Raw genomic sequence first — 25,471 nt, 5'->3', positions numbered from 1 at the left:
CCTCCTCAGGCGGTGTAGGTCACGGCTTTCACCGCTTCCACCACTTCTGCAACTGTCGGCAAGGCGAGTTTTTCGAGATTTGCCGCATATGGCATGGGCACATCTTTACCTGCAATCGTCAAGATTGGCGCGTCAAGATAATCGAAAGCCTGCTGCATAACGCGAGTAGCAATCTCAGTACCAACGGATGACTGTGGGAAGCCTTCTTCCACTGTCACCAGACGCCCCGTCTTTTTCACAGATTCCACAACAGTTGGAATATCCATCGGGCGAATGGTGCGAAGATCGATGATCTCAACATCAATACCCATCTGGGCAAGCTCTTCAGCGGCCTTGACCGAATAGGTCATGCCAATGCCGAACGAAACGATAGTCGCGTCCTTGCCCTGCTTATGAACCCGCGCCTTGCCGATTGGCAGGACGAAATCATCCATCTTCGGCACATCAAAATGATGGCCGTAAAGAATTTCGTTTTCGAGGAAGATAATCGGATTCGGATCGCGAATCGCGGCTTTAAGCAAACCTTTGGCATCAGCAGCCGTGTAAGGCATGACTACTTTCAGACCGGGAATATGACCATACCACGCTGCAAAACACTGCGAATGCTGTGCTGCAACGCGAGCAGCCGCACCCGAAGGTCCACGGAACACCATGGGCGCCCCCATCTGTCCGCCCGACATATAAAGGGTTTTGGCTGCCGAATTCACGATCTGGTCAATCGCCTGCATTGCAAAGTTGAATGTCATGAATTCAACAATTGGCTTGAGACCAGCCATGGCTGCACCGACACCAACACCAGCAAAGCCATGTTCTGTGATCGGCGTATCTACAACGCGACGTGGGCCGAACTCGTCCAGCAACCCTTGGGTTATCTTATAAGCACCCTGATATTCGGCAACTTCCTCGCCCATGATGAAAACATCTTCATCCCGGCGCATTTCTTCAGCCATCGCATCGCGCAGCGCTTCACGCACCGTCATCGATACCATTTCCGTTCCTGCGGGAATATCGGGATCTGATGCCACTTCAAGCTTAGGAGCAGCGGGAACTTTATCGGCCGTTTTCTCTTCGGCCTTTGGCTCTTCCTTCACTTCTTCCTTAGAGGCTTCGGCTTTTGCCGCCGGTGCTGACGCAATATCATCAGCGCTTTCGCCTTCACCGAGTAAGACTGCAATAGGCGTATTGACCTTCACGCCTTCTGTGCCTTCTTCAATGAGGATTTTACCAATTGTACCTTCGTCTACGGCCTCAACTTCCATTGTTGCCTTATCGGTTTCGATTTCCGCAATAACATCACCGGAAGCGACTTTATCACCTTCCTGCTTGAGCCATTTGGAAAGCTTGCCCTCTTCCATGGTCGGAGAAAGGGCGGGCATGAGAATTTCTACTGGCATGACTACACCTTTCTCGAATTAGAGCAGAATATCCGTATAGAGCTCGGAAACATCCGGCTCTGGGTCGTTTTGAGCAAACTCGGCAGAATCAGCGACAATCTCGCGAACCTGTTTGTCGATTTCCTTCAGCTCTTCTTCGGTAGCCCAGCCTTTTTCGATCAAGCGATGCTTCACCTGCTCAATCGGATCTTGTTCCGAGCGCATTTTTTGCACTTCTTCCTTGGTGCGATATTTCGCCGGGTCAGACATAGAGTGACCACGATAGCGATATGTTAGCATTTCAAGGATGATCGGACCTTTACCGGAACGAGCCCAGTCGGACGCGAAATCAGCAGCAGCTTTCACCGCACGAACATCCATACCATCGATCTGAATGCCAGGAATATTGAAGGAAACACCCCGCTTGGAGAAATCAGTTTCAGCGGAAGAGCGCGAAACAGATGTACCCATCGCATAACGGTTATTTTCAATAATATAGACGACTGGAAGCTTCCATAGCGCGGCCATGTTGAAGCTTTCATAGACCTGGCCCTGATTGGCGGCGCCATCACCAAAATAGGTCAAAGAAATATTATCATTGCCACGATATTTGTTCGCAAAGGCCAAACCGGTACCCAGCGGCACTTGAGCGCCAACAATCCCATGTCCACCATAGAAACCTTTTTCTTTGGAGAACATGTGCATCGAGCCGCCCTTACCCTTGGAGTAACCTCCACGGCGTCCAGTCAGCTCAGCCATCACGCCACGCGGTTCCATACCGGTAGCCAGCATGTGACCATGATCACGATAGGAAGTGATAACCTGATCACCTTCCTTTAGCGCCATTTGCATGCCAACAACAACGGCTTCCTGACCAATATAAAGATGACAAAAGCCACCAATAAAACCCATGCCGTAAAGCTGTCCGGCTTTTTCTTCAAAACGCCGAATCAACAGCATTTCACGATATGCATCCAGTTCCTGCTGTTTGTCGAATTCAACAGGCGCAGGTGCTTTGAGTGCAGGTGTGGAAGACGTCTGCTTTTTTCCGGCAGAAGCCTTGTTAGCCCTCGGTGCCATATCTCGCTCCCTAAAGTGTCGATCTAATGTGACGTTATACAGCCATCATTCAAGATACAATATGCAGCAAGAGCATAGCTGCTATGCTCTCAAGCCCTTAAAATCACATAATAAAAAGGGCATTAACCGGTTTTTGGTTAATTGCATTATTTTTCCTTGGGGATGATTATCGTTATCTCGTCAGCATGTGAGAGATTAAGCGCACGGCGGGCATACTCGTCAAGCATATCCTTTTCTATAGAACCGTCGCGCAAGAGTGCGACTCGCTTCTCTAATGCTTCCCGCTCAGCAGTAATTTTCTCAAGTTTTTGATTTAGAAAGGATTTTTGTTCCTCGAGCTGCAGCCGTGAATATAGCCCGAACTCACCATTATAAGCGTGAAAACCAAAATAACTCAGGAATGCAGCCGTCAAAATGGGCAGAACGAAACGCCCTCGAATAGATTTGCGTTTCTGCTTGGTCCACATTCAAGCTTTCCTTTCAGTCAAAAATCACCGCCGCTGAATCATATAGTTTAGGTTCGCGCCAGCCTATCAAGCATCATTTTGCTTAACAGAGATTTACCATAACCCCATTCCGAGCAAATATTGCGCTAGCCCCAAATGGCAAGCACCAGAATCATAAATGCAGCCGGCACTGCCATTTAATTAGCTTCTGGCTGGATTTGTTGGCGTGCTGAAATGGCACAACTCTATTGCGACGGTTAGATGAGAATCGACCCACCAATCAGACATCCACTATGGTCGAGAACCCACCATAGATCATTCTTTTGCCATCAAATGGCATCGATTCGCCCATTTCTTTCATACGAGGATCAGACATAATTTTCGCGTTTGCAGCATCTCTTGCAGCCTTGTCCGGATATTCGAACCACGAGAAAACGACGACCTCATCCGACGTGGCTTTTACCGCGCGCTGGAAATCCGTAAGTTTACCCTCTGGCACATCATCGCCCCACGCCTCTACGATGCGCGTTACACCAAATTCTTTAAATAACGGGGCAGCCCGCTCGGCATGTTGACGATATTTTTCCTTATTAGCTTTTGGTACAGCAACCACAAAACCTTCTATATATGCCATTTCTCTCTCCCATTTTGTTTTCTTGTTGAGTGCTAAGAATGCATCCCAGCTGGTCAAGCTGAATTTATATTGATATCAACATATTTTAATGCGGTCAATTTAGTAATTTTCGATTATAATATTGAGATGTTTGATCGTGAAATCTCTTAAAACCAACGCGCCCCAAGCTGACCCAAAGCCTTAGCGTCGTGGAACAGCCAGATCATCAAGCCAAAGATACAGGTTCAATAACCAGCAAATACATTTATTAAAACAAAACCCCGCCAAAAAATGACGGGGTTTTCAGCAGTCTGGCGGCGATCAATTGACCGCCGCTTTTTCTATTTTATAGTACTTATAGAAACTTCAGAGCAGCACGGCCTGCATAGCGAGCGCTGCTTCCAAGCTCTTCTTCGATGCGGATAAGTTGGTTGTACTTAGCAGTACGGTCGGAACGGGCGAGCGAGCCAGTCTTGATCTGCCCGCAATTTGTAGCAACAGCCAGATCCGCAATGGTCGCATCTTCGGTCTCGCCTGAGCGATGCGACATCACGGCCGTATATCCGGCTTTATGCGCTGTTTCGACAGCATCCAATGTTTCGCTCAACGTGCCAATCTGATTCACTTTGACCAGAATGGAGTTTGCAACTCCCATCCGAATACCATCACGAAGTCGAGCAGAGTTGGTAACGAAAAGATCATCACCGACCAGCTGGCACTTATCACCAATGAGTTCGGTAAGATATTTCCAACCATCCCAATCGTCTTCCGACATTCCGTCTTCAATGGAGACGATCGGATAATCAGCGGCGAGCTTGGCCAGATATTCTGCCTGCGCCTTTGGATCGCGGGTCTGCCCTTCCCCTTCGTAAACATAATTACCATCTTTGAAGAACTCGGTTGCAGCGCAGTCCAGAGCGATTGCAATATCTTCGCTAGGTTTAAAGCCTGCCTGCTCAATGGATTCCATGACAAAATCTAGAGCTGCCTGGGCACTCAACAAATTAGGAGCAAAGCCGCCCTCATCCCCAACATTGGTGTTGTGGCCTGCATCCTGAAGGCGCTTTTTAAGCGTGTGGAATACTTCCGCGCCATAACGTACCGCTTCGCGGATAGACGACGCACCAAGGGGAAGGATCATGAATTCCTGAAAATCGATTGGGTTATCCGCATGCGCACCACCATTGATGATGTTCATCATCGGAACCGGCAGAATATGGGCATTCACGCCTCCGACATAACGATAAAGCGGAAGACCCGTGGACTGCGCAGCAGCTTTTGCAACAGCCAGCGAAACACCGAGAATAGCATTAGCGCCAAGGTTAGCCTTGTTTGCCGAGCCATCGAGTTCGATCAAAGCGTTGTCGATCAAAAGCTGATTTTCAGCTTCCATACCGGCTATTGCATCAAAAATCTTGGTGTTGACTGCTTCTACCGCTTTTTCAACACCCTTGCCGAGATAACGGGCCCCGCCATCGCGCAATTCAACTGCTTCATGTGCACCGGTCGACGCACCTGAAGGCACAGCCGCCCGTCCAAAAGCACCGTCTTCTAGAATCACGTCGACTTCGACTGTCGGATTACCGCGACTGTCGATTATCTCACGGCCAACGATGTCGATGATTGCAGTCATAGGAGCAAGTCCTTCCATATAGATTGCCTCGCGTTTAACGCGTGGCCATTAAAGAAATCCGGTTGATATCTTCATTACAGAAAGCAAAGGCATAGGAAAATCCCTAGCTTGCGTAATCCGGTCTATTTTTTAAAGAGCTTTGGCGATGCGATCAAAAGCTAACAGCTTTTCAAGCAGTTCGCTCATCCCGTTGATCGGCACCATATTGGGACCATCCGATGGTGCATTGTCAGGATCATCATGCGTTTCGATAAACACACCTGCAACACCAACCGCCACAGCCGCACGTGCTAGTGTTTCAACAAACTCGCGCTGTCCGCCCGATGAACCACCTTGCCCGCCCGGTTGCTGTACCGAATGGGTCGCATCGAAAATAACCGGTGCACCAAAACCAGCCATGATCGGCAGTGAACGCATGTCTGAAACAAGCGTATTATATCCAAATGAAACGCCCCGTTCTGTCGCTAAAACATTCGGATTGCCGCTTTCAGTAATTTTTGCCAGAACGTTTTTCATGTCCCATGGCGCAAGAAACTGACCTTTTTTAACATTGATAACCCGGCCGGTTTTTGCGGCCGCAATCAAAAGATCCGTCTGACGGCATAAGAATGCAGGTATCTGCAAAACATCAACGACTTCCGCCACCTGCGCGCATTGTTCTTCATTATGAATGTCGGTAAGAACCGGAAACCCGAATTCCTTCTTAAGATCGGAAAAAACTTCTAAAGCTGCTTCCAATCCAATCCCACGCTTAGCGTTGAGCGACGTACGATTGGCCTTATCAAAGCTTGATTTATAAATCAGTCCGATACCCAGCTTTGTCGTAATCTCTTTCAGGCGACCAGCTATTTCAAAACTATGTTCGCGGCTCTCCATCTGGCAGGGACCTGCAATAAGGGCAAGCTGAGCCGCATTGGAAAGCGTAACATTGCCGACTTGAACGGTAGAATTGGCAGTCGTCATGGTCTGGAACCCCAAAATAAGCGTATAAAGCTTGCCTTATCTGGCGCAGCCATTCGCCAAATGCAAGCTGCACAAATGAAACGCGCCCCGATAGGGGCGCGAAAGTTTAAACAAGCCGGCTCTGATCTATTGCCGCCGCTATAAAAGAAGCGAAAAGAGGATGTGGCTCAAATGGCCGTGATTTCAGCTCCGGATGGTATTGAACCCCGATAAACCATGGATGGTCGGTATATTCGACCGTCTCTGGCAGCACACCATCTGGCGACATGCCGGAGAAAACCAGCCCACACGCCTCAAGCCTGTCCTTATAATCCACGTTCACCTCGTATCGATGGCGGTGACGTTCTGAGATATTAGTCGTGCCATAAATATTCGCGATGCGCGTATTTGGCTTGAGCGTCGATTCATAAGCGCCAAGACGCATAGTACCGCCCAGATCACCTGATTTCGTGCGCTTCTCGAGCATATTGCCCTTAAGCCATTCAGTCATCAGACCCACAACAGGCTCACTGGTCGGGCCAAATTCTGTTGATGAAGCTTCCTCAATACCTGCAAGATTGCGAGCCGCTTCAAGACAGGCCATCTGCATGCCAAAGCAAATTCCAAAATATGGAACTTTGCGTTCGCGCGCAAACTTTGCTGCCAGAATTTTGCCTTCAGCCCCACGTTCGCCAAAGCCACCAGGAACAAGAATACCGTTCACCTTTTCAAGATAAGGTGATGGATCTTCATTTTCAAAGACCTCAGCTTCAATCCAGTCAAGATTGACTTTCACTTTATTGGCAATGCCGCCATGCTGCAGGGCCTCAATCAGCGACTTATAGGCATCTTTAAGTTCGGTATATTTACCAACAACAGCAATGGTGACCTCGCCTTCCGGATTATGGATGAGATGAGAAATTTCTTCCCACCGTTCCATCCGCGGCTTGGGCGCCGGATCTATACCGAAGGCAGCCAGAACTTCTGAATCAAGCCCTTCTTTATGATACGCAATCGGAACATCATAAATCGATGCCACATCAAGCGCTTGGATAACAGCGCTCTCACGCACATTACAGAAAAGCGAAAGCTTGCGGCGTTCTGATTCTGGAATTTCCCTGTCAGCACGGACCAGCAGCACGTCAGGAGCAATGCCAATCGAACGCAGTTCCTTGACCGAATGCTGTGTAGGTTTGGTTTTAAGTTCACCTGCAGCTGGAATATAGGGCATCAAGGTTAGATGCACATAAACCGCGTTGCCACGTGGAAGTTCATTGCCCAACTGGCGAATGGCTTCCAGAAACGGCATGGCTTCAATATCGCCAACTGTGCCGCCGATTTCACACAGAACGAAATCAAAATCTTCATTGCCTTCCAGCACGAAGTTTTTAATCGCATCGGTGACATGCGGAATCACCTGAACTGTCGCGCCAAGATAATCGCCACGACGCTCTTTTTCGATGATATTGCGGTAAATGCGCCCGGTCGTGATATTGTCCTGCTGATTGGCCGGACGACCGGTAAACCGCTCATAATGCCCCAAATCAAGGTCCGTCTCCGCACCATCGTCGGTGACGAATACCTCTCCATGCTGATAGGGCGACATCGTGCCTGGATCAACATTCAGATAAGGGTCGAGTTTACGGATACGCACGCGGTAACCGCGTGCTTGGAGGAGTGCAGCCAATGCTGCTGCGGCAATGCCTTTTCCTAGGGAAGAAACCACGCCGCCTGTGATGAAAACATATCGCGCCATGGGCTTATGTCGTTAGACCCTTCTGATTGATTCCGCCACTAAAAAAAGCAATGCCGGAACTTTTTTAAGCACTTTCGTGCACCTTGGTATCATTTCTCGGTGAACTGTGCAGACAAATGGAGCATAGGCTCCAGCGAAAAACGCGCGATGCGCATACAAAAAGCCGGGACAATGCCGGCTTTTCGGGAACTCATTTCAACTGTTAAAGAACGACCACTTCTGTGCCTAGCTGAACTCGGTTGTAAAGATCCATGACGTCTTCATTTGTCATGCGGAAACAACCATTCGATGCAGGGCTACCAATCGTCCATGGCTGTGTCGTACCATGAATACGAATATAGGTATCCTTGTGCCCCTGAAACAGATACATCGCACGCGACCCGAGCGGATTTCCCGGTCCGCCATCCATTCCGTTTTTATAACGCGAATACTGACCTGGATTGCGTTCTATCATGTCCTTAGTCGGAATCCAGCGCGGCCATTCACGCTTGGCATTAACCGTAGCCTTGCCCTTAAATTCCAGCCCCACCTTGCCGACAGCGATACCGTAGCGCCGCGCAGTAGTTGGAGTTTCGACAAGATAAAGAAAATATTTGGAAGGATCGATGACAATGGTCCCGGGCTTATAGCCGCTAAACGGTACCGTCTGCGCCTGATAGCGCGGATCGATATTATAACGCTTCAGCGCAACCTTTTTGGGGCTTTCAGATTTCTTCGATGCCTGCCGAGATTTTGTTGCCGTCGGCTTTGCTTCAGCCGCCAAAGGCGAAGCCCATGCAGACGTTACTAACCCCATGCAAAGACTCGTAATACCAGCCATCAAAATAGAACGTGAAATCATGATCTTTCCTAAACCCGGCCGATCGAAAGCGTGTCTGTCAACTTGCGACAGACATTAGCTCCTTACGTAACAGAAATAGCTGCGGCAATGATGAAACAACCGTTCCATGACGATTAATCCATCCCTATTGCCAGCTTGCAACAGTTTGGAAGAACACTGTTAACAAAAAGAAAACCGGCCAGATGGCCGGTTCTCAAAAATCTCTAAATTCTCGCGATTACTGCGAGTCTGGAACTTGGTTGGTCGAGCCCGCGGGCGCAGTCTCTTGAGCCGGAATATCGTTTCTATCATTCGACGATGGACCACCCAGTTGATCTAGAATGCCACCGCCCGATGCACCGTCACCCGATGGCTGTGTCTGCGTACCGGTGGATGCAGGAATACGGTTGAGAATATCCGTTGGACGCTCGCCTTTAAACGCCATGATCCCCAGAATGAGGGACGTCGCAAAGAACGCAGCACCCAAAATAGCGGTTGTGCGAGTAAGCGCGTTGGCTGCACCCCGCGCGGTCATAAAGCCGGAACCTCCGCCGATGCCAAGGCCACCGCCTTCAGAGCGCTGGATAAGCACCACACCGACGAGCGCCAGAACGATCAACAAATGAATGACAATGACTACAGTCTGCATAGGTACGGTCTTTATGTCTCAAAACTAATGTCATCCAGAACGCGAGTCGTTACCGGACGAAGATACAAACGGTTAAAGCGGGTGTTTACACCCAATCATGAGATATTCCAACCCCCGCATTTCAGTTAGATTTGCAAGGATGCGGGATCACAAATTACGATAGCACTCGCATATGGCAAGGAAATCGTCTGCTTTCAAGCTCGCTCCGCCAACCAGCGCTCCATCCACATCCGCAACGCCAAGAAGTTCAGCTGCGTTGGATGGCTTGACCGACCCGCCATAAAGCAAGCGAATATGTGCGCCATTTGTGCCAAATCTCTCAGCGAGTTTTTCGCGCATAAATGCGTGAACTGCGCGCACATCTTGAACAGTTGGCGTCTTTCCTGTGCCGATCGCCCAAACTGGCTCATAGGCTACAATTGTATTCTCAGCATTCGCCCCCTCAGGAAGAGAACCCGCCAGCTGGGCATCGATCACCTCAAGCGTGTTTTCAGCCTTTCGTTCCTCTGCCGTCTCTCCTACGCAAATAACCGCAACCAATCCTGCCTTCCATGCAGCCTGGGCCTTACAGCGCACGATTTCGTTGCTCTCGCGATGATCCGCCCTGCGCTCTGAATGTCCAACGATCACGTGACTTGCGCCCGCCTCTTTGAGCATTTCAGCAGAGATATCTCCGGTATGGGCGCCAGACGAGTTTTGATGACAATCCTGCCCACCCAAAGCCACCGCTTCCCCTTCAAGGGTTTTTGCTGCACGAGAGAGCAATGTGGCAGGAACACAAATGAGAGCATCGAGTTTTCGCCCTAGATCGGAACTCAGCCCCGCCGCAATTGCTCGCAATTCGGTCAGAGATTCTCCCGTTCCGTTCATTTTCCAATTGCCAGCTACTAATGGACGAATTCCAGGTGTCATCACATTTCTCCTCGCTCTGAGCGTTCTCCGCGTCGCAAATCATCGCCACCTGCGCTAATTTTGTGCTTTGACTAAGCGTAATTGCCTTTCAATGCAATCTTCAGCGCTCGGTTATTCAATGAGATCTTGCATCAAGACGGTGCTTGAGGTTATCCCCTGACAAGGCTTAACTGTTAGCCAAGCTTTAGTTTTGTATTCAGAGGATTTCAGATGCTCGACAGCATGCGTGATGCCGCCCGTTCCTGGGTCGCCAAACTATTACTTGGCGTGCTCGTGTTAAGCTTTGCCGTTTGGGGCATTACTGACGCTTTCCAAGGCGATCTTAATGGAAGCGCCGCATTGCAAGCGGGCGACTCTAAAGTTAGCGCTACCGATTATCGCTTTGCTTATGAGCAGCAACTAATTCGCCTATCCCGACAATTTGGCCAACAACTGACGCGTGATCAGGCAAAAGCACTTGGTATTGAGAATCAAGTTATTGCACAGCTTGTTGCGGGCGTGGTTCTGGACGAACAGGCGCGCAAGATGCAGTTGGGCCTTTCCAAAGACGGTATTGCGCGGCTGACCGCTGAGGATCCGTCTTTCCATGACGCAAGTGGAAATTTTAATCGCAACCAGTTTAATGCAGTTTTGCGTCAGGCAGGAATACGTCCAGAAGATTATCTCACCGGCCGTGCCGAGGCCGCTCGCAGGCAGCAAATAGTAGAAGCTGCGACGGACGGTATCAAAATCCCCGATACGATGCTCAAAGCTCTTGCGCTTTATCAGGGTGAAAGCCGCAGTGCAGATTATATAACACTTGCCATTGAATCTGAAGAAAACATCCCAAACCCCTCTGACGAAACGTTAAAAGCATATTTTGACGCCCATAAAGACGAGTACCGGGCCCCGGAATATCGAAAAATCTCCTATGTAAAGCTACAGCCAGCTGATATTGCCGATAAATCGGCTGTCACTGAGGAAGAAATCACCGAATATTATGAACGGAATCAGTCACGCTTTGGCTCCGCTGAAAAGCGTACCATTGAACAGCTAAATTTCTTGGATGAAGCCGCTGCACAGGCCGCACTTGAAAGAATCAAAGCTGGTGCGGATTTTGTTGAAATTGGCAAGGAGCAGGGTCGTAATGAGTCCGACTTATTGCTGGGAACCTTTGAAAAAGAAGCTCTGCCTGATCAAGCAATTTCCGATGCCGCTTTTGCCCTAGCTGAAGGCAGCGTCAGCGAAGTGGTGAATGGTGCATTTGGTCCAGTCATCCTGCGTGTCACCAAAGTTGAACCCGCGCATGTGAAATCAATTCAAGAGGTTGAGGACGAAATCCGCACAACGATTGCAAACGATATTGCAATCCGCAGCCTCAATTCTGTCCACGATAATTATGAACAGGCGCGCTCAGATGGCGCCAGCATGGCTGAGGCTGCTTCGCGCTTGAACCTCAAAACCGTAACGATTGAAGCCGTCGATGAGCAAGGTCTTGATCCCAACGGAAACCAGGTTGACCTACCGCAAGCTGATTCGTTCCTGACCAGTGCATTTGACGCCGATCAAGGCTTCGATAACGACGCGCTTTATCTCGGCAACAATGGTTATGTCTGGTACCAGGTCGATGAGGTGACCCCGGCCCGTGAGCGCACGTTGGATGAGGTGAAAGAAAAAATCGTTTCAGCCTGGAAAGCGGAAGAGGCAATTGCCCGCCTCACCGCCAGAATGAGCGAGCTCAAAAAGCGCCTGGATGACGGCGAGACGCTTGATGCCATAGCCGCTGAGCTGGGAACTGAGAAAATAACCAAGCGCGGAATATCTCGCAGCACGAATGACGCAGATTTTGGCTCCAATGCTACGGCTCAGGTTTTCCGTGGTGCAAATGGTCATACCGGCACGGCTGTTTTACCTTCCGGTGACGGTCAGATCCTTTTCAAGGTAACTGAAGTAACCGAACCGACCGCTGCTGGTCCCGAAGCCATTTCCCAAGAACAGCAGAATTTTCTTTCAACACGACTGGGCGATGACATCCTTGAGCAATTTGTGGGCGAGCTGCAAAAACAATATCCGGTTAGGGTGAACCAGAGCGTTATTAACAATGCCCTTTCATTCTAATCGAAAATAGGTGCGAATATTATGGCCGACTTAAAACAACATATTGCTAAGGCTGCTTCCGGTTCGTCCTTGACTTTTGATGAGTCAAAAGCCGCATTCGACATCATGATGTCTGGCCGGGCCACGCCTTCGCAGATTGGTGGTTTTTTGATGGCCCTTCGCGTTCGCGGCGAAACCGTACCGGAAATTGCCGGAGCGGTCGCGTCTATGCGCTCGCGTATGTTACCCGTATCTGCCCCGGCTGATGCGGTTGATATTGTGGGTACCGGCGGTGATCAATCCGGATCGTATAACGTCTCTAGCTGCTCGGCATTTGTGGTAGCTGGCGCGGGCGTTCCGGTCGCCAAACATGGTAACCGTGCGCTCTCGTCACGCTCAGGCGCTGCGGATACTCTCTCGGCGCTCGGCGTTAATATCGAGGCCGACGCAGAAACAATCAGCCGCTGCATCCATGAAGCTGGCCTTGGCTTCATGTTCGCCCCAACGCATCATTCAGCCATGCGCCATGTTGGTCCGTCCCGAATAGAGCTTGGCACCCGGACTATTTTCAACATTCTCGGACCGCTCGCTAATCCAGCCAGTGTGAAACGTCAGCTTCTCGGCGTCTTTTCTGAACATTGGCTTGAGCCACTTGCCCACGTACTCAAGGAACTCGGATCAGAGCATATCTGGGTGGTTTATGGTGACGGTCTTGATGAAATGACCACCGCGGGAACCACCAAGGTGGCCGCACTTGAAAACGGAAATGTCCGCACATTCGAAATCGAGCCTGAAGATGTTGGGCTGACCAGAGTTAGCCTTGAAGCGCTTAAAGGCGGCGATGCCGATGAGAATGCTAAGGCACTTCTGGACGTTCTAAAAGGCAAACATAATGCCTATCGTGATATTGTTTTGCTCAATTCAGGCGCTGCATTGATCATCGCGGGCAAAGCAGAAGAACTTAAAGAAGGCATTGAGCTTGCCGCTCGTTCGATCGATAGCGGTGCGGCCTTAGCCGTGCTCCAAAAGGTTATCACTGTCACCAATGATCGCCCGAGTGACCAAAGGAATTAAATATGTCGACTGATATTCTGCGCAAAATTGAAGCCTATAAGCGCGAGGAAATCGCTGCTGCCAAATCGCAACTACCACTTGCAGAAGTCAAGGCACGTGCAAATGACCAATCAGCACCGCGTGGATTTTTACAGGCATTGGAAGACAAACGCGCAGCAGGCGAATTTGCTCTCATCGCTGAGATTAAGAAAGCAAGTCCGTCCAAAGGTTTGATTCGTGAAGATTTCAACCCGGCAGAATTGGCTAAAGCTTATGAAGTTGGCGGCGCTGCCTGTCTGTCGGTTTTAACCGACACGCCGTCATTCCAGGGCGCGCCAGAATTTCTGGAAGCTGCACGCAATGCATGTGCCCTACCCGCCCTGCGCAAAGATTTTCTGTTTGATACCTATCAAGTATTTGAAGCGCGCAGTTGGGGTGCCGATTGTATCCTGATCATTTTGGCCAGTGTCGACGACGATCTGGCCAAGGCGCTGGAAGAAACTGCCTTTGAACTTGGCATGGACGCGTTGATCGAAGTGCATGACGAGGCTGAAATGGAACGGGCGTTGAAGCTCAATTCACGCCTAATTGGAGTAAACAATCGAAATCTGCGTACATTTGAAGTGGACCTCGCCGTTTCAGAGCGTCTTGCAAACTTGGTGCCTTCCGACCGTCATCTGGTGGGCGAAAGCGGAATCTTCACCTATGCCGATTGCTTGCGCTTGAAAAATTCAGGCATTGGCACATTTCTGATCGGCGAAAGCCTTATGCGCAAAGACGATGTTGCCTCCGCCACTCGTGAATTGCTGACTGGTAAGGCATAAATCATGTCCAGTAAACTTACCCATATCGACCATACCGGCGCAGCTAATATGGTCGATGTTGGCGATAAGGACGAAACCGTGCGCATCGCTACCGCAACAGGCGCGGTAAGGATGAAACCTGAGACGCTGGCATTGATCCTTGAAGGAAATGCCGCCAAGGGCGATGTGCTGGGTGTTGCGCGGACAGCTGGAATTATGGCGGCCAAGAAAACCGCCGATCTTATACCGCTCTGCCATCCCCTTATGCTGACAAAGGTTTCAGTCGATATTGAACCCGATCCCGCTCTGCCGGGTCTAAATGTACAGGCCACCGTCAAGCTCAAGGGCCGTACGGGGGTTGAGATGGAAGCCTTGACCGCGGTTTCGGTAGCCTGCCTCACCATTTATGATATGGCAAAGGCCGTCGATCGCCACATGGAAATAACGGATATTAAGGTAACCGCGAAAAGTGGCGGCAAATCCGGCAATTGGAAAGTCTGACTTTCCCCTTAGCGGAGGAATGCAATGCCCCTTCTTTCAGTCGATGATGCACTCAAAATCATATTGGCGGATGCAAATCCGTCCGCCTCTGAACGACTTCCACTCCAATCCGCTGGCGGAAGAATTCTTTCAGAACCTGTTTCCGCAAAGCTACTGCAGCCGCCCTTTGATTGCTCGGCTATGGATGGATACGCAATCATTGCACCAGAAAACTCGGCCTATCCGGTTACGTTCGAGATCATCGGCGAATCAGTCGCTGGAAGCCGGTTTGAAGGCAACCTGACCGAGGGACAAGCCGTACGGATATTCACCGGCGCGCCTATGCCGGCGGGGGCAGACACTGTCGTCATCCAGGAATATACAGACCGCTCTGGAAATTCACTGATCGTGCATGAAGGCATTGAAAAAGGCCGACATATCCGAAAGGCGGGCCTCGATTTTGCTCCCGGCGATATCGTACTCGACGTCGGAAAAGAGCTCGACAGCACCGCTCTTTCTCTCGCCGCCGCAAGCGGCAACGCGGACCTATCAGTATTCAAAATGCCCCGCATCGCGATTCTCGCCACGGGAGATGAATTGGTCTCGCCCGGCACGATTCCCGGCCCAGATCAGATTGTAGCGTCAAACAGCATTGGTATTGCTGAAATCGTTCGCACAAGCGGTGGTATAGCGCAAGATTTGGGTATTGTGAGCGATGAACTCACCTTGATCGAATCAGCTATCAATCAGGCGCTTGATAGTGACATCGATATTCTCGTAACGATTGGGGGAGCCTCGGTCGGAGATCGAGATCTAGTCCATACGGCGTTGCAAGCTTGCGGTGTTGAGCTCGGCTTTTGGAAAATCGCAATGCGGCCTGGAAAGCCGCTCATGTACGGTCATCGAATGCGCGACAATAAAGCTGTGTGCGTAATCGGCTTGCCCGGCAATCCGGTTTCAAGCCTTGTATGTAGTCTGGTATTCTTAAGGCCCTTGATTTCAAAGCTCGCGGGACGCCGCCAGACCGAGCCAGACCTGACCGCCCGCCTGGGTACTGCCCTGCCAGCTAATGCGTTTCGTCGCAATTTCATTCGTGCTGCACTGCGCAAAGCTGATGATGGATCATGGATTGCTACGCCGCATCCAATTCAAGACTCATCAATATTAACCGCTATGGCCAACTCACAAGCGCTCATTATTCGTGAAGAAAACGCTCCGCCAGCTTCGGCAGGAGACTTCTGTCGAATTTTACCACTTTGACGTGCCTGAATAGGAAATCCCCACACGTGTACATAAGCAATCGTTAATAGTTTTAAAACTATTGCAGAACAAGAATGGAACATATAGTGTTTGTTCTGTATTTGTTTTGATTGATTCTTGGCCGGGAGGGTGTCGCATGTTAACCCGCAAACAGCACGAGCTATTGCAGTACATACACGAGCGTCTTAAGGAAACAGGGATTCCGCCTTCCTTCGATGAAATGAAAGATGCGCTCAACCTTGCTTCTAAATCAGGCATTCATCGCTTGATAACGGCGCTGGAGGAACGAGGCTTCATTCGCAGACTTCCCAATCGCGCGCGTGCATTGGAAGTGTTGAGATTGCCTGATTCTATCGCTCCGGGCTTGAACGCAGCGAAAAAATTTTCCCCTTCGGTAATTGAAGGTAGTTTGGGAAAAGCCCCGCCAGCGCCTGCTCAATCGTCAGCAAGCAGCGATAAGGCAGACAGTCCCATTTCCGTACCGGTTATGGGTCGTATAGCAGCCGGTGTCCCGATTTCAGCCATTCAAAATCAAACCCATTCTTTGAACCTTCCACCCGAAATGGTCGGCCCTGGCGATCATTATGCGCTTGAAGTCAAAGGCGATTCGATGATTGAGGCCGGTATTTTTGATGGCGATACGGTCATTATCAGACGCGGAGATACCGCTAACCCCGGTGAGATCATCGTTGCGCTGGTGGATGATGAAGAAGCAACGCTCAAACGTTTTAGGCGCAGAGGAGCATCTATTGCGTTAGAAGCTGCCAATCCCGCCTATGAAACGAGAATTTTCGGTCCAGATCGGGTTCAGGTTCAAGGTAGGTTGATCGGTCTGATACGCCGCTATTGAACGCCCACTTTGGGCAGCATTAAAGATTGACGCTCGCGAAATTCGAACACCTGCCTGCCTGTTTGCAACCCTGATCTGTTGCTTATGCAGGCGGGAACTCGCGAGCATCTCACACTATTTTGTCAAACGTGTAAGCAGTTATTGCGCCGTTTTCTTTCGATTATCTCGCTCGGCTAGCCCCCGTGCAGGCCGTGAAAAAAGCCTGTGTAAATGCCAAGGCCGGATCGGCACATCGACGGCAAAAGTCAATTTGTCATCGTAGTGATAATTCTGCCCGGGCTCAGACGCGCTCATTGCACGCTTTTTGTCTGGTAACACTTCATCTGAATATGAAATAGAAACGGATCGGCTCGATGCGAGCCACATTTCTAACGCTCCTTTTAGTGCTATCTCTTGTTTGCCTATCACCCGGCTGTTTATCGCGTTACATGTGGGCTTTGGCCCGGATATTGCGAGTATCACCACATCGCCAATATTGCAGGCAATTTCCCTCTTAGCTGGATCAGACGTATAGGCCAGCATGCGTCCATCTTTCAAAAGGATGGTGCAAATATCTTCCTCGCAAGTAAAAACCCTGTGGTCGGTTTCGGTACCTGCATTAAATTTTTGTGGCGGAACAAAACGATCAATCAAATAAGCCGACTTCCAATTCTCGGCCGTGAAATTGGCTGGTCTGTTGCGGTTAATTGCAAAGTTTCCGTCATTTAACCGGACTGCGACCAAACGAGCATCTTCAGACACTAAAATGTCTGGCAAGGGCGTGCGCATAAATATGATAAAACCGCCAACCACCAATGGAAGCGCAATCAATCGTAGTCGAGACGTGAACACGACTAAAATCACTAAGGCCACAGTCCAAACTAGAAGCGCACTCTTCGGAATCACCCCCGGATTACCATCAGGCGAAATCTGCGCCACGAAGCTCGCTATCCGTCGAACAAGCTCAATGCCAAACCCCATGATTTGCAATGGCAGCCAATCAAGATGAAACGGCATCATCAGAAGCGAAAACACGCCGAACGGCATCACAAGCACTGAAACAACCGGAAGCGCCAATACGTTACCAATAATCCCAAAAGGTGCAGTGTTATTGAAATGATAGGCTGCGAAAATTCCACTCGCGGTTCCTGCAACCAGAGATGTACCGGCCGTTGCCAGTGCTGGACTAATAATTTTGGCAGTGATTCCCTGTTTCAGAGCGCCGCCATTTTCAATCAATACTTTTTTGCCGGCCATACGGTTACCCCACCACGCGAATGCAGCAATGAGAGCGGCCGTTGCCGAGAAAGACATTTGAAAACTTGGCCCGAGAACCTCGTGGGGGTAAATTAAGATCATCGCTACGGCCGCTATAGCTAAATTGCGCATGCTAATCGCGGCACGATCCAACAAAAGTGCGCATAACATTACGGCGATCATAATATAGCTACGCTGGGCCGCCACATCCGCGCCTGACATCGCAAGATAAAAAGTGCAACTTAAAAGTGATAAAAACGCGGCGTATTTTTTGACCGGATAGCGCGCACTAAATGCCGGAAACAGAGCAAATATATACCGAAGCGAAAGCATTACCACACCTGCGGCGAGCGCCATATGCAATCCCGAGATAGAAAGGATATGCGCAAGTCCAGACAGCCGAAGATCCGCATTGGTTTTCTCACTAATACCGGCCCGCTCGCCAGCAATCAGCGCTGCGGCCACGTGGCCGTTCTCCCCTTCTAGAACTTCGTTTATCCTCTCAGAAATTCTTACTCTGAGCGCCGCAATAGCCTGTAAAAATTTATTCGTAATACCTTCCACTTCTGGGATGGTGATTAATCGCGGAACCCCTAAAAAAAACCCGTTTGCACCGATCCCATTGAAATAAGCATGAAAAGCAAAATCATAGCTTCCGGGCCGTACCGGCCCCGATGGAACGCGTAATCGCGCATATCCCGTTAAACCGCTGCCAATGCGCGTATTGGCGGGTAGATCTCGTGCGGTAATTCTTATGCGATTAGGCGCGTATTTTAGTTTTGGTTTTTCAGTCTGGAGAACGTCCAGAGTAACCCGCCAAGTTTCATTATCGCGATATTCAATCCCCACGACTCTTCCAGTTATCAGCGTTGCAACATCTGAGCCGAGCATAGGTGTATTTTTACGCCCAGTTTCAAATTTCCCTGCACTAGCGCCGAGCGCCACAGCGATAGCAAGAGTGAAAATCTGAGCCAGCAAAAACTTTTTTCTGACTAGAACACGAATAAAAATCAGAGCCACCAGAATGGATAGAATTTGCAACCAGTCCGGTTCAAAAGTCAGATTGAAATATGTAACTGCTCCCACGCCGGCGGAAACCGGAAACAGTAAAAAGAACAATCCACGCGCTATTTCGCTATTAAAAGCAACGCTAGCAGACTTACTGCCCGCCAAAACACTATCAAATAGCCGACGAGAACTATTCTTGCTTTCTTTCGGAGGTTTAACGAACTCGTCATCGTCCAAAAAGACCGGCCAGGGTTCGGCAATTTTCGAATTCGTATGTGCGTCAGGCCAGCTCTTTACAAGCGCCCGCTCATCAATTTCCTCCGTTTCGCAACTGCCCGTCATGCCCCCGCCTGACTGCAAAAAGTGCAGTTACCCTCCGCCAACTGTTCGTTTAAGACGAGTATAGCCCTTGCGCACAGCGCTGCCTATGGTACATGAACTCAAACGAAAATCGAGTGGGATCGCAATTCCAGTCCCACTTCTTGTCGGCCTTTGGTCGATAAGTGAATGATTAAGAACGCCCCTCTTGCGTGCATAACTTGCCGCTCGACGCAACAAATCTGGAGCCGTCATGTCGAAACCGGTCATCACCCGTTTTGCCCCCTCGCCCACGGGTTTCCTTCATATTGGCGGGGCTCGGACCGCACTTTTCAATTGGCTTTATGCTAAACATAAAGGCGGAAAGATGCTTCTTCGCATCGAAGATACGGACCGGGAACGCTCAACGGACGCAGCAACAGCGGCCATTCTGGACGGCCTAACTTGGCTTGGTCTTGATTGGGATGGTGATGTAATTTCGCAGTTCGAAAGGGCTCCTCGTCATCGCGAAGTCGCAGAAGAGCTCGTTGCATTAGGCAAAGCCTATTACTGCTACGCAACGCCGCAAGAACTAGAAGAAATGCGCGAGAAAGCACGTGCCGAAGGTCGCCCGCCGCGCTATGATGGCCGTTGGCGTGACCGCCCGGCCTCTGACGCCCCCGCAGATGTTAAGCCGGTTATCCGCATAAAAGCGCCTCAGGAGGGGGAAACGGTCGTTTATGACGCCGTACAAGGAGATGTGCGCTTTCCCAACAAAGATTTAGATGATTTCATCATCTTACGTTCCGACGGCACGCCGACCTATATGCACGCCGTTGTTGTAGACGACCATGATATGGGCGTAACCGACATTATTCGTGGCGATGATCACCTCACAAACGCTGCTCGCCAGACTATAATTTATCAAGCGCTGGGCTGGGATATTCCGCGCATGGCTCATATCCCGCTCATTCACGGCGCAGACGGCGCCAAGCTTTCAAAACGTCACGGTGCTCTCGGTGTCGATGCATATCGTGCCATGGGCTATTTGCCACAAGCATTGCGCAATTATCTCGTCAGGCTGGGCTGGAGCCACGGTGACGATGAAATTATGTCGATCGAACAGATGATTGAGTGGTTCGATGTTTCAGACATTAACAAAGGCGCCGCACGTTTTGACTTTCAAAAACTCGAAGCCATTAACGGGGTCTATATGCGGGCCAGTGAAGACAAGGCACTTTTCGACGCCTTGATCGCTGTTTTACCCGAACTCGATGGCGGAGAAGAGCTTTTGACCGCACTGAATGATCAGCGTCGTGCGCAATTGCTAACAGCCATGCCCGGCCTGAAAGATCGCGCCAAAACTTTGAAGGAACTTGCTGACGGCGCAAAATTTATATTTGCGTCACGTCCGCTAGAATTGGACGAAAAAGCTGCCGCCCTGCTCAACGAAGATGGACGTGCGATTCTGAAAGCGATCTTGCCGAATCTTGAGGCTGTAGCCGAGTGGAATTTGGAAGCGCTTGATTCTTCAGTGCGTGCTCATGCGGAAGAGAATGGGCTGAAACTTGGTAAAGTTGCACAACCTTTACGCGCCGCACTCACCGGTCGAGCCACCTCTCCGGGCGTGTTTGACGTTTTAGTTGTGCTTGGTCGTGAAGAGTCTCTGGCAAGAATTCGCGATCAAATCGTTTAAGTTGCTAAATTTCACGCTCTCGTGACAAAAGCATTCAAATTTTCGGAAAATTCGCATTGCATCAAAAGATCATTGGGATAGTTTGGCCAGCGAAATCAACGGAATTTTACAGAGGTTAATGGTTTCATTCGACCTTAATTCTCGATTTTACGTAAGATAGAATATAAGACGTTTAGATATCTGCCGTTGTGGAAACGGCTAGGTGGACACGAAAGGAAACAGGATGTCAGCTAAGACAGCAAGCTTTACTCTCGACGGCAAAACAGTGGAACTGCCTGTAAGACAAGGCACTGTCGGGCCGGACGTCGTTGAGATCAGTCCGCTTTATAAAAATATGGATGCTTTCACCTACGACCCTGGTTTTACCTCGACAGCATCATGCGAATCGAAAATCACCTATATCGATGGTGACGAAGGCGTTCTGCTTTATCGCGGCTACCCTATTGAACAACTTGCCGAACATGGCGATTTTCTCGAAACTTGCTACCTATTGCTTTATGGTGAGCTTCCAACCGCGGCTCAGAAAGCTGACTTTGATTATCGCGTGACCCATCACACGATGATCCATGAGCAGATGACGAAATTCTTCACCGGCTTCCGTCGTGATGCTCATCCTATGGCTGTTATCGTTGGTTGTGTCGGCGCTATGTCGGCTTTCTATCATGATTCAACCGACATAACTGATCCGCATCAGCGCATGGTGGCCTCCATCCGCTTGGTGGCAAAACTGCCAACCCTCGCAGCCATGGCCTATAAATATCATATCGGCCAACCCTTTATGTATCCGAAGAATGATCTCGATTTTGCGGCAAACTTCCTCCACATGTGCTTTGCCGTTCCGTGTGAGAATTATAAAGTCAATCCGGTTCTGGCACGCGCTATGGACCGCATTTTCATTCTTCATGCCGACCACGAGCAGAACGCCTCTACATCCACGGTTCGTCTTGCTGGCTCTTCCGGAGCCAACCCGTTTGCATGTATTGCAGCAGGTGTTGCGTGCTTGTGGGGTCCCGCTCATGGCGGTGCAAACGAAGCGGCCCTTAACATGTTGGCAGAGATCGGTTCTGTCGATCGTATCCCAGAATTCATCGCACGCGCCAAAGACAAGAACGATCCTTTCCGTCTGATGGGCTTTGGACACCGCGTTTATAAAAATTATGATCCGCGTGCCAAGATCATGCAGAAAACCTGTCATGAAGTTTTGGGAGAACTGGGTATAAAAGATGACCCATTGCTGGACGTAGCAATGGAACTCGAAAAAATTGCCCTGACCGATGAATATTTCATCGAGAAAAAGCTCTATCCAAATATCGACTTCTATTCCGGCATCACCCTCAAAGCGCTCGGCTTCCCGACCGAAATGTTTACCGTACTTTTTGCACTCGCCCGTACTGTAGGCTGGGTCGCCCAGTGGAAGGAAATGGTAGAAGATCCGCAGCAGAAAATCGGACGTCCACGCCAGCTTTACACCGGCGCACCACAGCGCGATTACGTGCCTGTGGCAAAGCGTAAGTAATCTTTTTAAATATAAAAAAACCCGGTTTTAGCCGGGTTTTTTGTTTTGAGAATCTCTTTGCGAACTAAACTCAAAATCAGCGATTTCGACCGTTTTCTGCCAGATCAAGAAGAATTTTCGCCCCGATCTCACCCGAAGGCCGCTCTGTTTGCATAAGAGCTGCGACTTTATCGAACCCATCAAGCTGGGCCTGTCGTGCAGCTCCTTTACGCATCAAGCGTTCTACCTGGCGGGCCATCATTCCCGGCCTTACAAATTCGTTGAATAATTCAGGAACCACCGGCTCGTCCACCACGATATTGGGCAGCGCTGCGCTCCATATCGTGATTTTTGAAATAAGAAATTGCCGAGCAAACCAATCAGCCTTGTAACACAAAACGGTCGGTATACGAGATAAGGCAAGTTCCAGCGATACCGTTCCAGAGGCTGCAAGTGCCGCATCCACCTTACCGAAAGCTTCCCATTTGGCTTCTTCTCCCACTACAATTATAGGCTTAACAGCCCAATCGCGGGATGCTTCCCGAACCAGTTCTTCTATACGTGGTAGGGTTGGCAAAATAACTTCGAGCTTGTTAAACCGCTGCGCCAGTTCCTCTACTGTTTTACCAAACGGCTCCATCAGCATCTGAACTTCAGATTTTCGCGAACCCGGCAACAACAGCAATCGCCGCGCATCATCATTCCACCGCTGATTTTCTAAGCTTTTTTGTGATCGCTGCGCCGTCACAATGGGAGCATAGCTGCTAAGCCTATGGCCCACATAGGTCGATGCCGGTCCGTGAAGCCGTTTCATAACCTCGACTTCAAAAGGCAGAACCGTTAGCACGTGATCAACATAGGCTCGCATTGCTTTGGCACGCTGCGGCCTCCAAGCCCAGACGCTCGGCGCAACATATTTTACAATTGGAATAGAAGGATTCGCTGCGCGGATCTTTTTCGCAACTCGGTGCGTAAAGTCTGGACTGTCGATCAATAATACGCAATCAGGCCTAGCCGCGACAATCTCCCTGGAAATTTGTCGAATGCGCAATACAAGGCTAGGAAGACTTTTGAGTACTGCGCTCAGGCCCATTATGGCAATTTCTTGCGGATCAAAAAATGTTTTCAAACCGCGTTTAGCGAGATGATCTCCGCCCACTCCAATAATATCGACTAGCCTGTCCGTTTGTTTGCGTAGCGCATCTACCAGGTCGGCGCCCAGAATATCTCCAGATTCTTCGCCAGCAACAATTGCCAATTTCAACGGTCGGCTATCTGTGTTCACCCTGCCCGTCCTTCCCAGTTTGGCTAATCGTTTCTATAAAAATTTCCTTTTCATTGGCCGCTTTTATTGTCTCCGCCAGCCCCAGAATAAAAGTTCGTCCAGCTTCAACCGCTATACCATCAAGTCCGGCTCGAAAAATTCCTTCAACCGTCATCGGGCCGATAGCAGGCAAATCTGCGCGCTCATCTTGCTGGGGTTTCGCCATTTTGACAAGCACACCGCCCCGCTTTGGAATTCGACCAGCCTTGCGTAATTCATAGACCCGGTCGATCATCAAATCAGTGCCTTCAGCACCTTCGAGCGCGACCACGCGCCCGCCCGCAGCAATAGCCCCTTGCCCGACATCCAATTCACCAAGCCGCAACGCCGCATCCATCGCAAGAACGATATTCTCACGTGCTTTTTCATCCGGCTGTTTGTGAGTCAAAACACGCGCTGGCGAGGGAGATAAAAGATCAGGCACCACTTCATGTGCGCCAACCATTTTAAATCCAAACCGCTCCAATAGTCGCATGAAGGCGCGTAAAAGTGCGTCATCGCCTCGACCCAGTGCGCCCAAGACATATGGAACAGCCCGAAGCGTGGGCCAGTTCAATTTCAAATCGCTCAAATGCGGACGGTTCAAAATTCCGCCCGCTAAAACCACCTGCGATACAGAGGCCTTGCGCATGGCCCGAAGCAACATGCCAAAATCCATGACCGAAATTTCTTGATGGTCATATTTATACAGCTCGGGGTCGGCCTCGCCACGTATAGGAAGCACAAAAGGCGGATTACCATCCGCCTTCAAAGCCGCTGCTACGCTGATCGGTAAAAGACCGTTGCCAGCAATAATGGCAGTTTTACCAGTCATTACCGGACTTTTTTCACTCGTTGCCACTATCCATAATTCCTGCGCTACCTCGGTCAAGCGGAGGAGTGCAATAAGCGCGCTTTGTGCTTACCGAAATGAAATCAATCAAATCAATGACCGATGCCGATTCAGGAAACGCCTGCATCACATCCTCAGCACGTTCCCGCACCGGTTTTGAACGATCAAAAAGCATCCTAACTGCATGACGCAACTGGTGAATTTCTTGACGTTTCATACCCGAGCGCTTCATACCAATAATATTCAAGCCGCCAAGATATGCATGAACCCCAATTGCACTGCCATAGGGAATAAGATCATGCGCCAACGCCGCCATCCCGCCTACAAATGCGTGATGTCCGACACGAACAAACTGGTGAACCGCGGCTCCTCCGCCTAAAATCGCATGATGGCCAATAACTGTATGACCGCCAACCATCACATTATTAGCAAAAGTGACATGGTCTCCGACATCGCAATCATGGGCCACGTGAGCATAAGCCAGAAATTGGCAATTATCCCCAATCGACGTATAACCCCGACTGCTATCGGATCCTCGATGCATTGTCACACCTTCACGGATGAGACAATTAACACCTATATTGAGCGTCGTCGGCCCGCCCTTATGTTTGCCGTTCTGCGGGTCGCATCCTAAAATAGCATGCGGATATACTTTTCCGCCCGCTCCCAGTCTCACACCGCCTGTCGCTACGACATGGCTCATCAGTTCGCAGTTATCACCGATAACTGCGCCCGATTCAATGTAACAAAATGGGCCGATGGAAACGCCTTGACCGAGCTCCACCCCTTTTTCAACAACAGCAGTAGGGTGGATGATAGTTTCTTGCATAAGTGTGC

At 50.0% G+C, this 25,471-nt stretch carries 22 protein-coding genes; 8 read left to right on the top strand and 14 right to left on the bottom strand.

Translation table 11 applies throughout. The features are described from left to right. Positions 1-5: 5 nt before the first annotated feature. The 10 genes from C7374_RS05495 to tpiA all read right to left on the bottom strand — a co-directional run bounded on the left by C7374_RS05495 (position 6) and on the right by tpiA (position 10,224). The gene (locus C7374_RS05495) at positions 6-1,394 is read right to left on the bottom strand and encodes a pyruvate dehydrogenase complex E1 component subunit beta (protein WP_111574593.1); all 1,389 of its coding nucleotides are present in this window, start codon (positions 1,392-1,394) and stop codon (positions 6-8) included. A gap of 18 nt (positions 1,395-1,412) precedes the next feature. Then, the gene (gene pdhA, locus C7374_RS05490) at positions 1,413-2,453 is read right to left on the bottom strand and encodes a pyruvate dehydrogenase (acetyl-transferring) E1 component subunit alpha (RefSeq protein ID WP_111574592.1); all 1,041 of its coding nucleotides are present in this window, start codon (positions 2,451-2,453) and stop codon (positions 1,413-1,415) included. Between the two features lie 146 nt (positions 2,454-2,599). After that, the gene (locus C7374_RS05485; RefSeq protein ID WP_111574591.1) at positions 2,600-2,920 is read right to left on the bottom strand and encodes an FtsB family cell division protein; all 321 of its coding nucleotides are present in this window, start codon (positions 2,918-2,920) and stop codon (positions 2,600-2,602) included. Positions 2,921-3,179: 259 nt separating this feature from the next. Continuing rightward, complete coding sequence (locus C7374_RS05480; protein WP_111574590.1) at positions 3,180-3,533, bottom strand: DUF1428 domain-containing protein; 354 nt, start codon at positions 3,531-3,533, stop codon at positions 3,180-3,182. Between the two features lie 334 nt (positions 3,534-3,867). After that, entirely contained in the window at positions 3,868-5,145 is a 1,278-nt protein-coding gene (gene eno, locus C7374_RS05475; protein ID WP_111574654.1) for a phosphopyruvate hydratase, read from the bottom strand. A gap of 129 nt (positions 5,146-5,274) precedes the next feature. Further along, a complete protein-coding gene (gene kdsA, locus C7374_RS05470; protein ID WP_111574589.1) occupies positions 5,275-6,108 on the bottom strand; it encodes a 3-deoxy-8-phosphooctulonate synthase in 834 nt (277 codons plus the stop codon). A 106-nt stretch (positions 6,109-6,214) separates the two neighbouring features. Continuing rightward, a complete protein-coding gene (locus C7374_RS05465) occupies positions 6,215-7,843 on the bottom strand; it encodes a CTP synthase (protein ID WP_111574588.1) in 1,629 nt (542 codons plus the stop codon). Between the two features lie 202 nt (positions 7,844-8,045). Further along, positions 8,046-8,684, bottom strand: a complete 639-nt coding sequence (locus C7374_RS05460; RefSeq protein ID WP_111574587.1) for a L,D-transpeptidase — start codon at positions 8,682-8,684, stop codon at positions 8,046-8,048. A 217-nt stretch (positions 8,685-8,901) separates the two neighbouring features. Beyond that, positions 8,902-9,312 (bottom strand): preprotein translocase subunit SecG, encoded by a 411-nt coding sequence (gene secG / locus C7374_RS05455; RefSeq protein WP_111574586.1) that lies wholly within the window; start codon positions 9,310-9,312, stop codon positions 8,902-8,904. 147 nt (positions 9,313-9,459) lie between these two features. Then, complete coding sequence (gene tpiA, locus C7374_RS05450) at positions 9,460-10,224, bottom strand: triose-phosphate isomerase (RefSeq protein WP_111574585.1); 765 nt, start codon at positions 10,222-10,224, stop codon at positions 9,460-9,462. A 210-nt stretch (positions 10,225-10,434) separates the two neighbouring features. On the opposite strand from tpiA, the gene C7374_RS05445 reads away from it, so the two are divergent. The 6 genes from C7374_RS05445 (at position 10,435) to lexA (ending at position 16,746) form a co-directional block, all read left to right on the top strand. Next, positions 10,435-12,321: a peptidyl-prolyl cis-trans isomerase gene (locus C7374_RS05445; RefSeq protein WP_111574584.1), complete on the top strand. Its 1,887-nt coding sequence runs from the start codon at positions 10,435-10,437 to the stop codon at positions 12,319-12,321. A 21-nt stretch (positions 12,322-12,342) separates the two neighbouring features. Beyond that, complete coding sequence (gene trpD, locus C7374_RS05440) at positions 12,343-13,374, top strand: anthranilate phosphoribosyltransferase (protein ID WP_111574583.1); 1,032 nt, start codon at positions 12,343-12,345, stop codon at positions 13,372-13,374. 2 nt (positions 13,375-13,376) lie between these two features. Then, a complete protein-coding gene (gene trpC, locus C7374_RS05435; RefSeq protein WP_111574582.1) occupies positions 13,377-14,177 on the top strand; it encodes an indole-3-glycerol phosphate synthase TrpC in 801 nt (266 codons plus the stop codon). Between the two features lie 3 nt (positions 14,178-14,180). Further along, positions 14,181-14,657: a cyclic pyranopterin monophosphate synthase MoaC gene (moaC, locus tag C7374_RS05430; protein ID WP_170130214.1), complete on the top strand. Its 477-nt coding sequence runs from the start codon at positions 14,181-14,183 to the stop codon at positions 14,655-14,657. Positions 14,658-14,681: 24 nt separating this feature from the next. Next, positions 14,682-15,896 carry a molybdopterin molybdotransferase MoeA gene (locus tag C7374_RS05425; protein ID WP_111574580.1) on the top strand — a complete coding sequence of 405 codons (1,215 nt, stop codon included), beginning with the start codon at positions 14,682-14,684 and terminating at the stop codon, positions 15,894-15,896. Positions 15,897-16,032: 136 nt separating this feature from the next. Beyond that, on the top strand, positions 16,033-16,746 hold the full coding sequence (lexA, locus tag C7374_RS05420) for a transcriptional repressor LexA (protein WP_111574579.1): 714 nt from the start codon (positions 16,033-16,035) through the stop codon (positions 16,744-16,746). A 138-nt stretch (positions 16,747-16,884) separates the two neighbouring features. On the opposite strand, the gene C7374_RS05415 is transcribed toward lexA, so the two are convergent. Next, positions 16,885-19,332 (bottom strand): ComEC/Rec2 family competence protein, encoded by a 2,448-nt coding sequence (locus tag C7374_RS05415; protein WP_111574578.1) that lies wholly within the window; start codon positions 19,330-19,332, stop codon positions 16,885-16,887. 229 nt (positions 19,333-19,561) lie between these two features. Here C7374_RS05415 and gltX point away from each other — a divergent pair, with 229 nt between their 5' ends. Then, positions 19,562-20,983 carry a glutamate--tRNA ligase gene (gltX, locus tag C7374_RS05410; protein WP_111574577.1) on the top strand — a complete coding sequence of 474 codons (1,422 nt, stop codon included), beginning with the start codon at positions 19,562-19,564 and terminating at the stop codon, positions 20,981-20,983. Between the two features lie 223 nt (positions 20,984-21,206). Then, a complete protein-coding gene (gene gltA, locus C7374_RS05405) occupies positions 21,207-22,499 on the top strand; it encodes a citrate synthase (RefSeq protein ID WP_111574576.1) in 1,293 nt (430 codons plus the stop codon). 76 nt (positions 22,500-22,575) lie between these two features. Here the strand turns inward: gltA and lpxB are convergent, their stop codons facing one another. Genes lpxB through lpxA form a run of 3 tightly spaced genes read right to left on the bottom strand, consistent with a single transcriptional unit; the run spans position 22,576 to position 25,463 of the window. Further along, positions 22,576-23,763, bottom strand: a complete 1,188-nt coding sequence (gene lpxB, locus C7374_RS05400; RefSeq protein WP_111574575.1) for a lipid-A-disaccharide synthase — start codon at positions 23,761-23,763, stop codon at positions 22,576-22,578. Continuing rightward, positions 23,750-24,616 (bottom strand): LpxI family protein, encoded by an 867-nt coding sequence (locus tag C7374_RS05395; RefSeq protein WP_111574574.1) that lies wholly within the window; start codon positions 24,614-24,616, stop codon positions 23,750-23,752. The genes lpxB and C7374_RS05395 overlap by 14 nt, the downstream gene beginning before the upstream one ends. Positions 24,617-24,629: 13 nt before the next feature. Continuing rightward, positions 24,630-25,463: an acyl-ACP--UDP-N-acetylglucosamine O-acyltransferase gene (gene lpxA, locus C7374_RS05390; protein WP_111574573.1), complete on the bottom strand. Its 834-nt coding sequence runs from the start codon at positions 25,461-25,463 to the stop codon at positions 24,630-24,632. Positions 25,464-25,471: the final 8 nt, after the last annotated feature.

This window comes from Falsochrobactrum ovis (assembly GCF_003259955.1).
In the GTDB taxonomy this organism is placed as follows: domain Bacteria; phylum Pseudomonadota; class Alphaproteobacteria; order Rhizobiales; family Rhizobiaceae; genus Brucella; species Brucella ovis_A.
The sequence above is the reverse complement of the archived record's forward strand: the minus strand, read 5'-3'. Positions and strand labels throughout refer to the sequence as shown.

Bases quoted from the DNA above. Each gene is read 5' to 3' on its own strand.
- C7374_RS05495 (WP_111574593.1), bottom strand. From the start codon at position 1,394: ATGCCAGTAGAAATTCTCATGCCCGCCCTTTCTCCGACCATGGAAGAG.
- pdhA (WP_111574592.1), bottom strand. From the start codon at position 2,453: ATGGCACCGAGGGCTAACAAGGCTTCTGCCGGAAAAAAGCAGACGTCT.
- C7374_RS05485 (WP_111574591.1), bottom strand. From the start codon at position 2,920: ATGTGGACCAAGCAGAAACGCAAATCTATTCGAGGGCGTTTCGTTCTG.
- C7374_RS05480 (WP_111574590.1), bottom strand. From the start codon at position 3,533: ATGGCATATATAGAAGGTTTTGTGGTTGCTGTACCAAAAGCTAATAAG.
- eno (WP_111574654.1), bottom strand. From the start codon at position 5,145: ATGACTGCAATCATCGACATCGTTGGCCGTGAGATAATCGACAGTCGC.
- kdsA (WP_111574589.1), bottom strand. From the start codon at position 6,108: ATGACGACTGCCAATTCTACCGTTCAAGTCGGCAATGTTACGCTTTCC.
- C7374_RS05465 (WP_111574588.1), bottom strand. From the start codon at position 7,843: ATGGCGCGATATGTTTTCATCACAGGCGGCGTGGTTTCTTCCCTAGGA.
- C7374_RS05460 (WP_111574587.1), bottom strand. From the start codon at position 8,684: ATGATTTCACGTTCTATTTTGATGGCTGGTATTACGAGTCTTTGCATG.
- secG (WP_111574586.1), bottom strand. From the start codon at position 9,312: ATGCAGACTGTAGTCATTGTCATTCATTTGTTGATCGTTCTGGCGCTC.
- tpiA (WP_111574585.1), bottom strand. From the start codon at position 10,224: ATGACACCTGGAATTCGTCCATTAGTAGCTGGCAATTGGAAAATGAAC.
- C7374_RS05445 (WP_111574584.1), top strand. From the start codon at position 10,435: ATGCTCGACAGCATGCGTGATGCCGCCCGTTCCTGGGTCGCCAAACTA.
- trpD (WP_111574583.1), top strand. From the start codon at position 12,343: ATGGCCGACTTAAAACAACATATTGCTAAGGCTGCTTCCGGTTCGTCC.
- trpC (WP_111574582.1), top strand. From the start codon at position 13,377: ATGTCGACTGATATTCTGCGCAAAATTGAAGCCTATAAGCGCGAGGAA.
- moaC (WP_170130214.1), top strand. From the start codon at position 14,181: ATGTCCAGTAAACTTACCCATATCGACCATACCGGCGCAGCTAATATG.
- C7374_RS05425 (WP_111574580.1), top strand. From the start codon at position 14,682: ATGCCCCTTCTTTCAGTCGATGATGCACTCAAAATCATATTGGCGGAT.
- lexA (WP_111574579.1), top strand. From the start codon at position 16,033: ATGTTAACCCGCAAACAGCACGAGCTATTGCAGTACATACACGAGCGT.
- C7374_RS05415 (WP_111574578.1), bottom strand. From the start codon at position 19,332: ATGACGGGCAGTTGCGAAACGGAGGAAATTGATGAGCGGGCGCTTGTA.
- gltX (WP_111574577.1), top strand. From the start codon at position 19,562: ATGTCGAAACCGGTCATCACCCGTTTTGCCCCCTCGCCCACGGGTTTC.
- gltA (WP_111574576.1), top strand. From the start codon at position 21,207: ATGTCAGCTAAGACAGCAAGCTTTACTCTCGACGGCAAAACAGTGGAA.
- C7374_RS05395 (WP_111574574.1), bottom strand. From the start codon at position 24,616: ATGACTGGTAAAACTGCCATTATTGCTGGCAACGGTCTTTTACCGATC.
- lpxA (WP_111574573.1), bottom strand. From the start codon at position 25,463: ATGCAAGAAACTATCATCCACCCTACTGCTGTTGTTGAAAAAGGGGTG.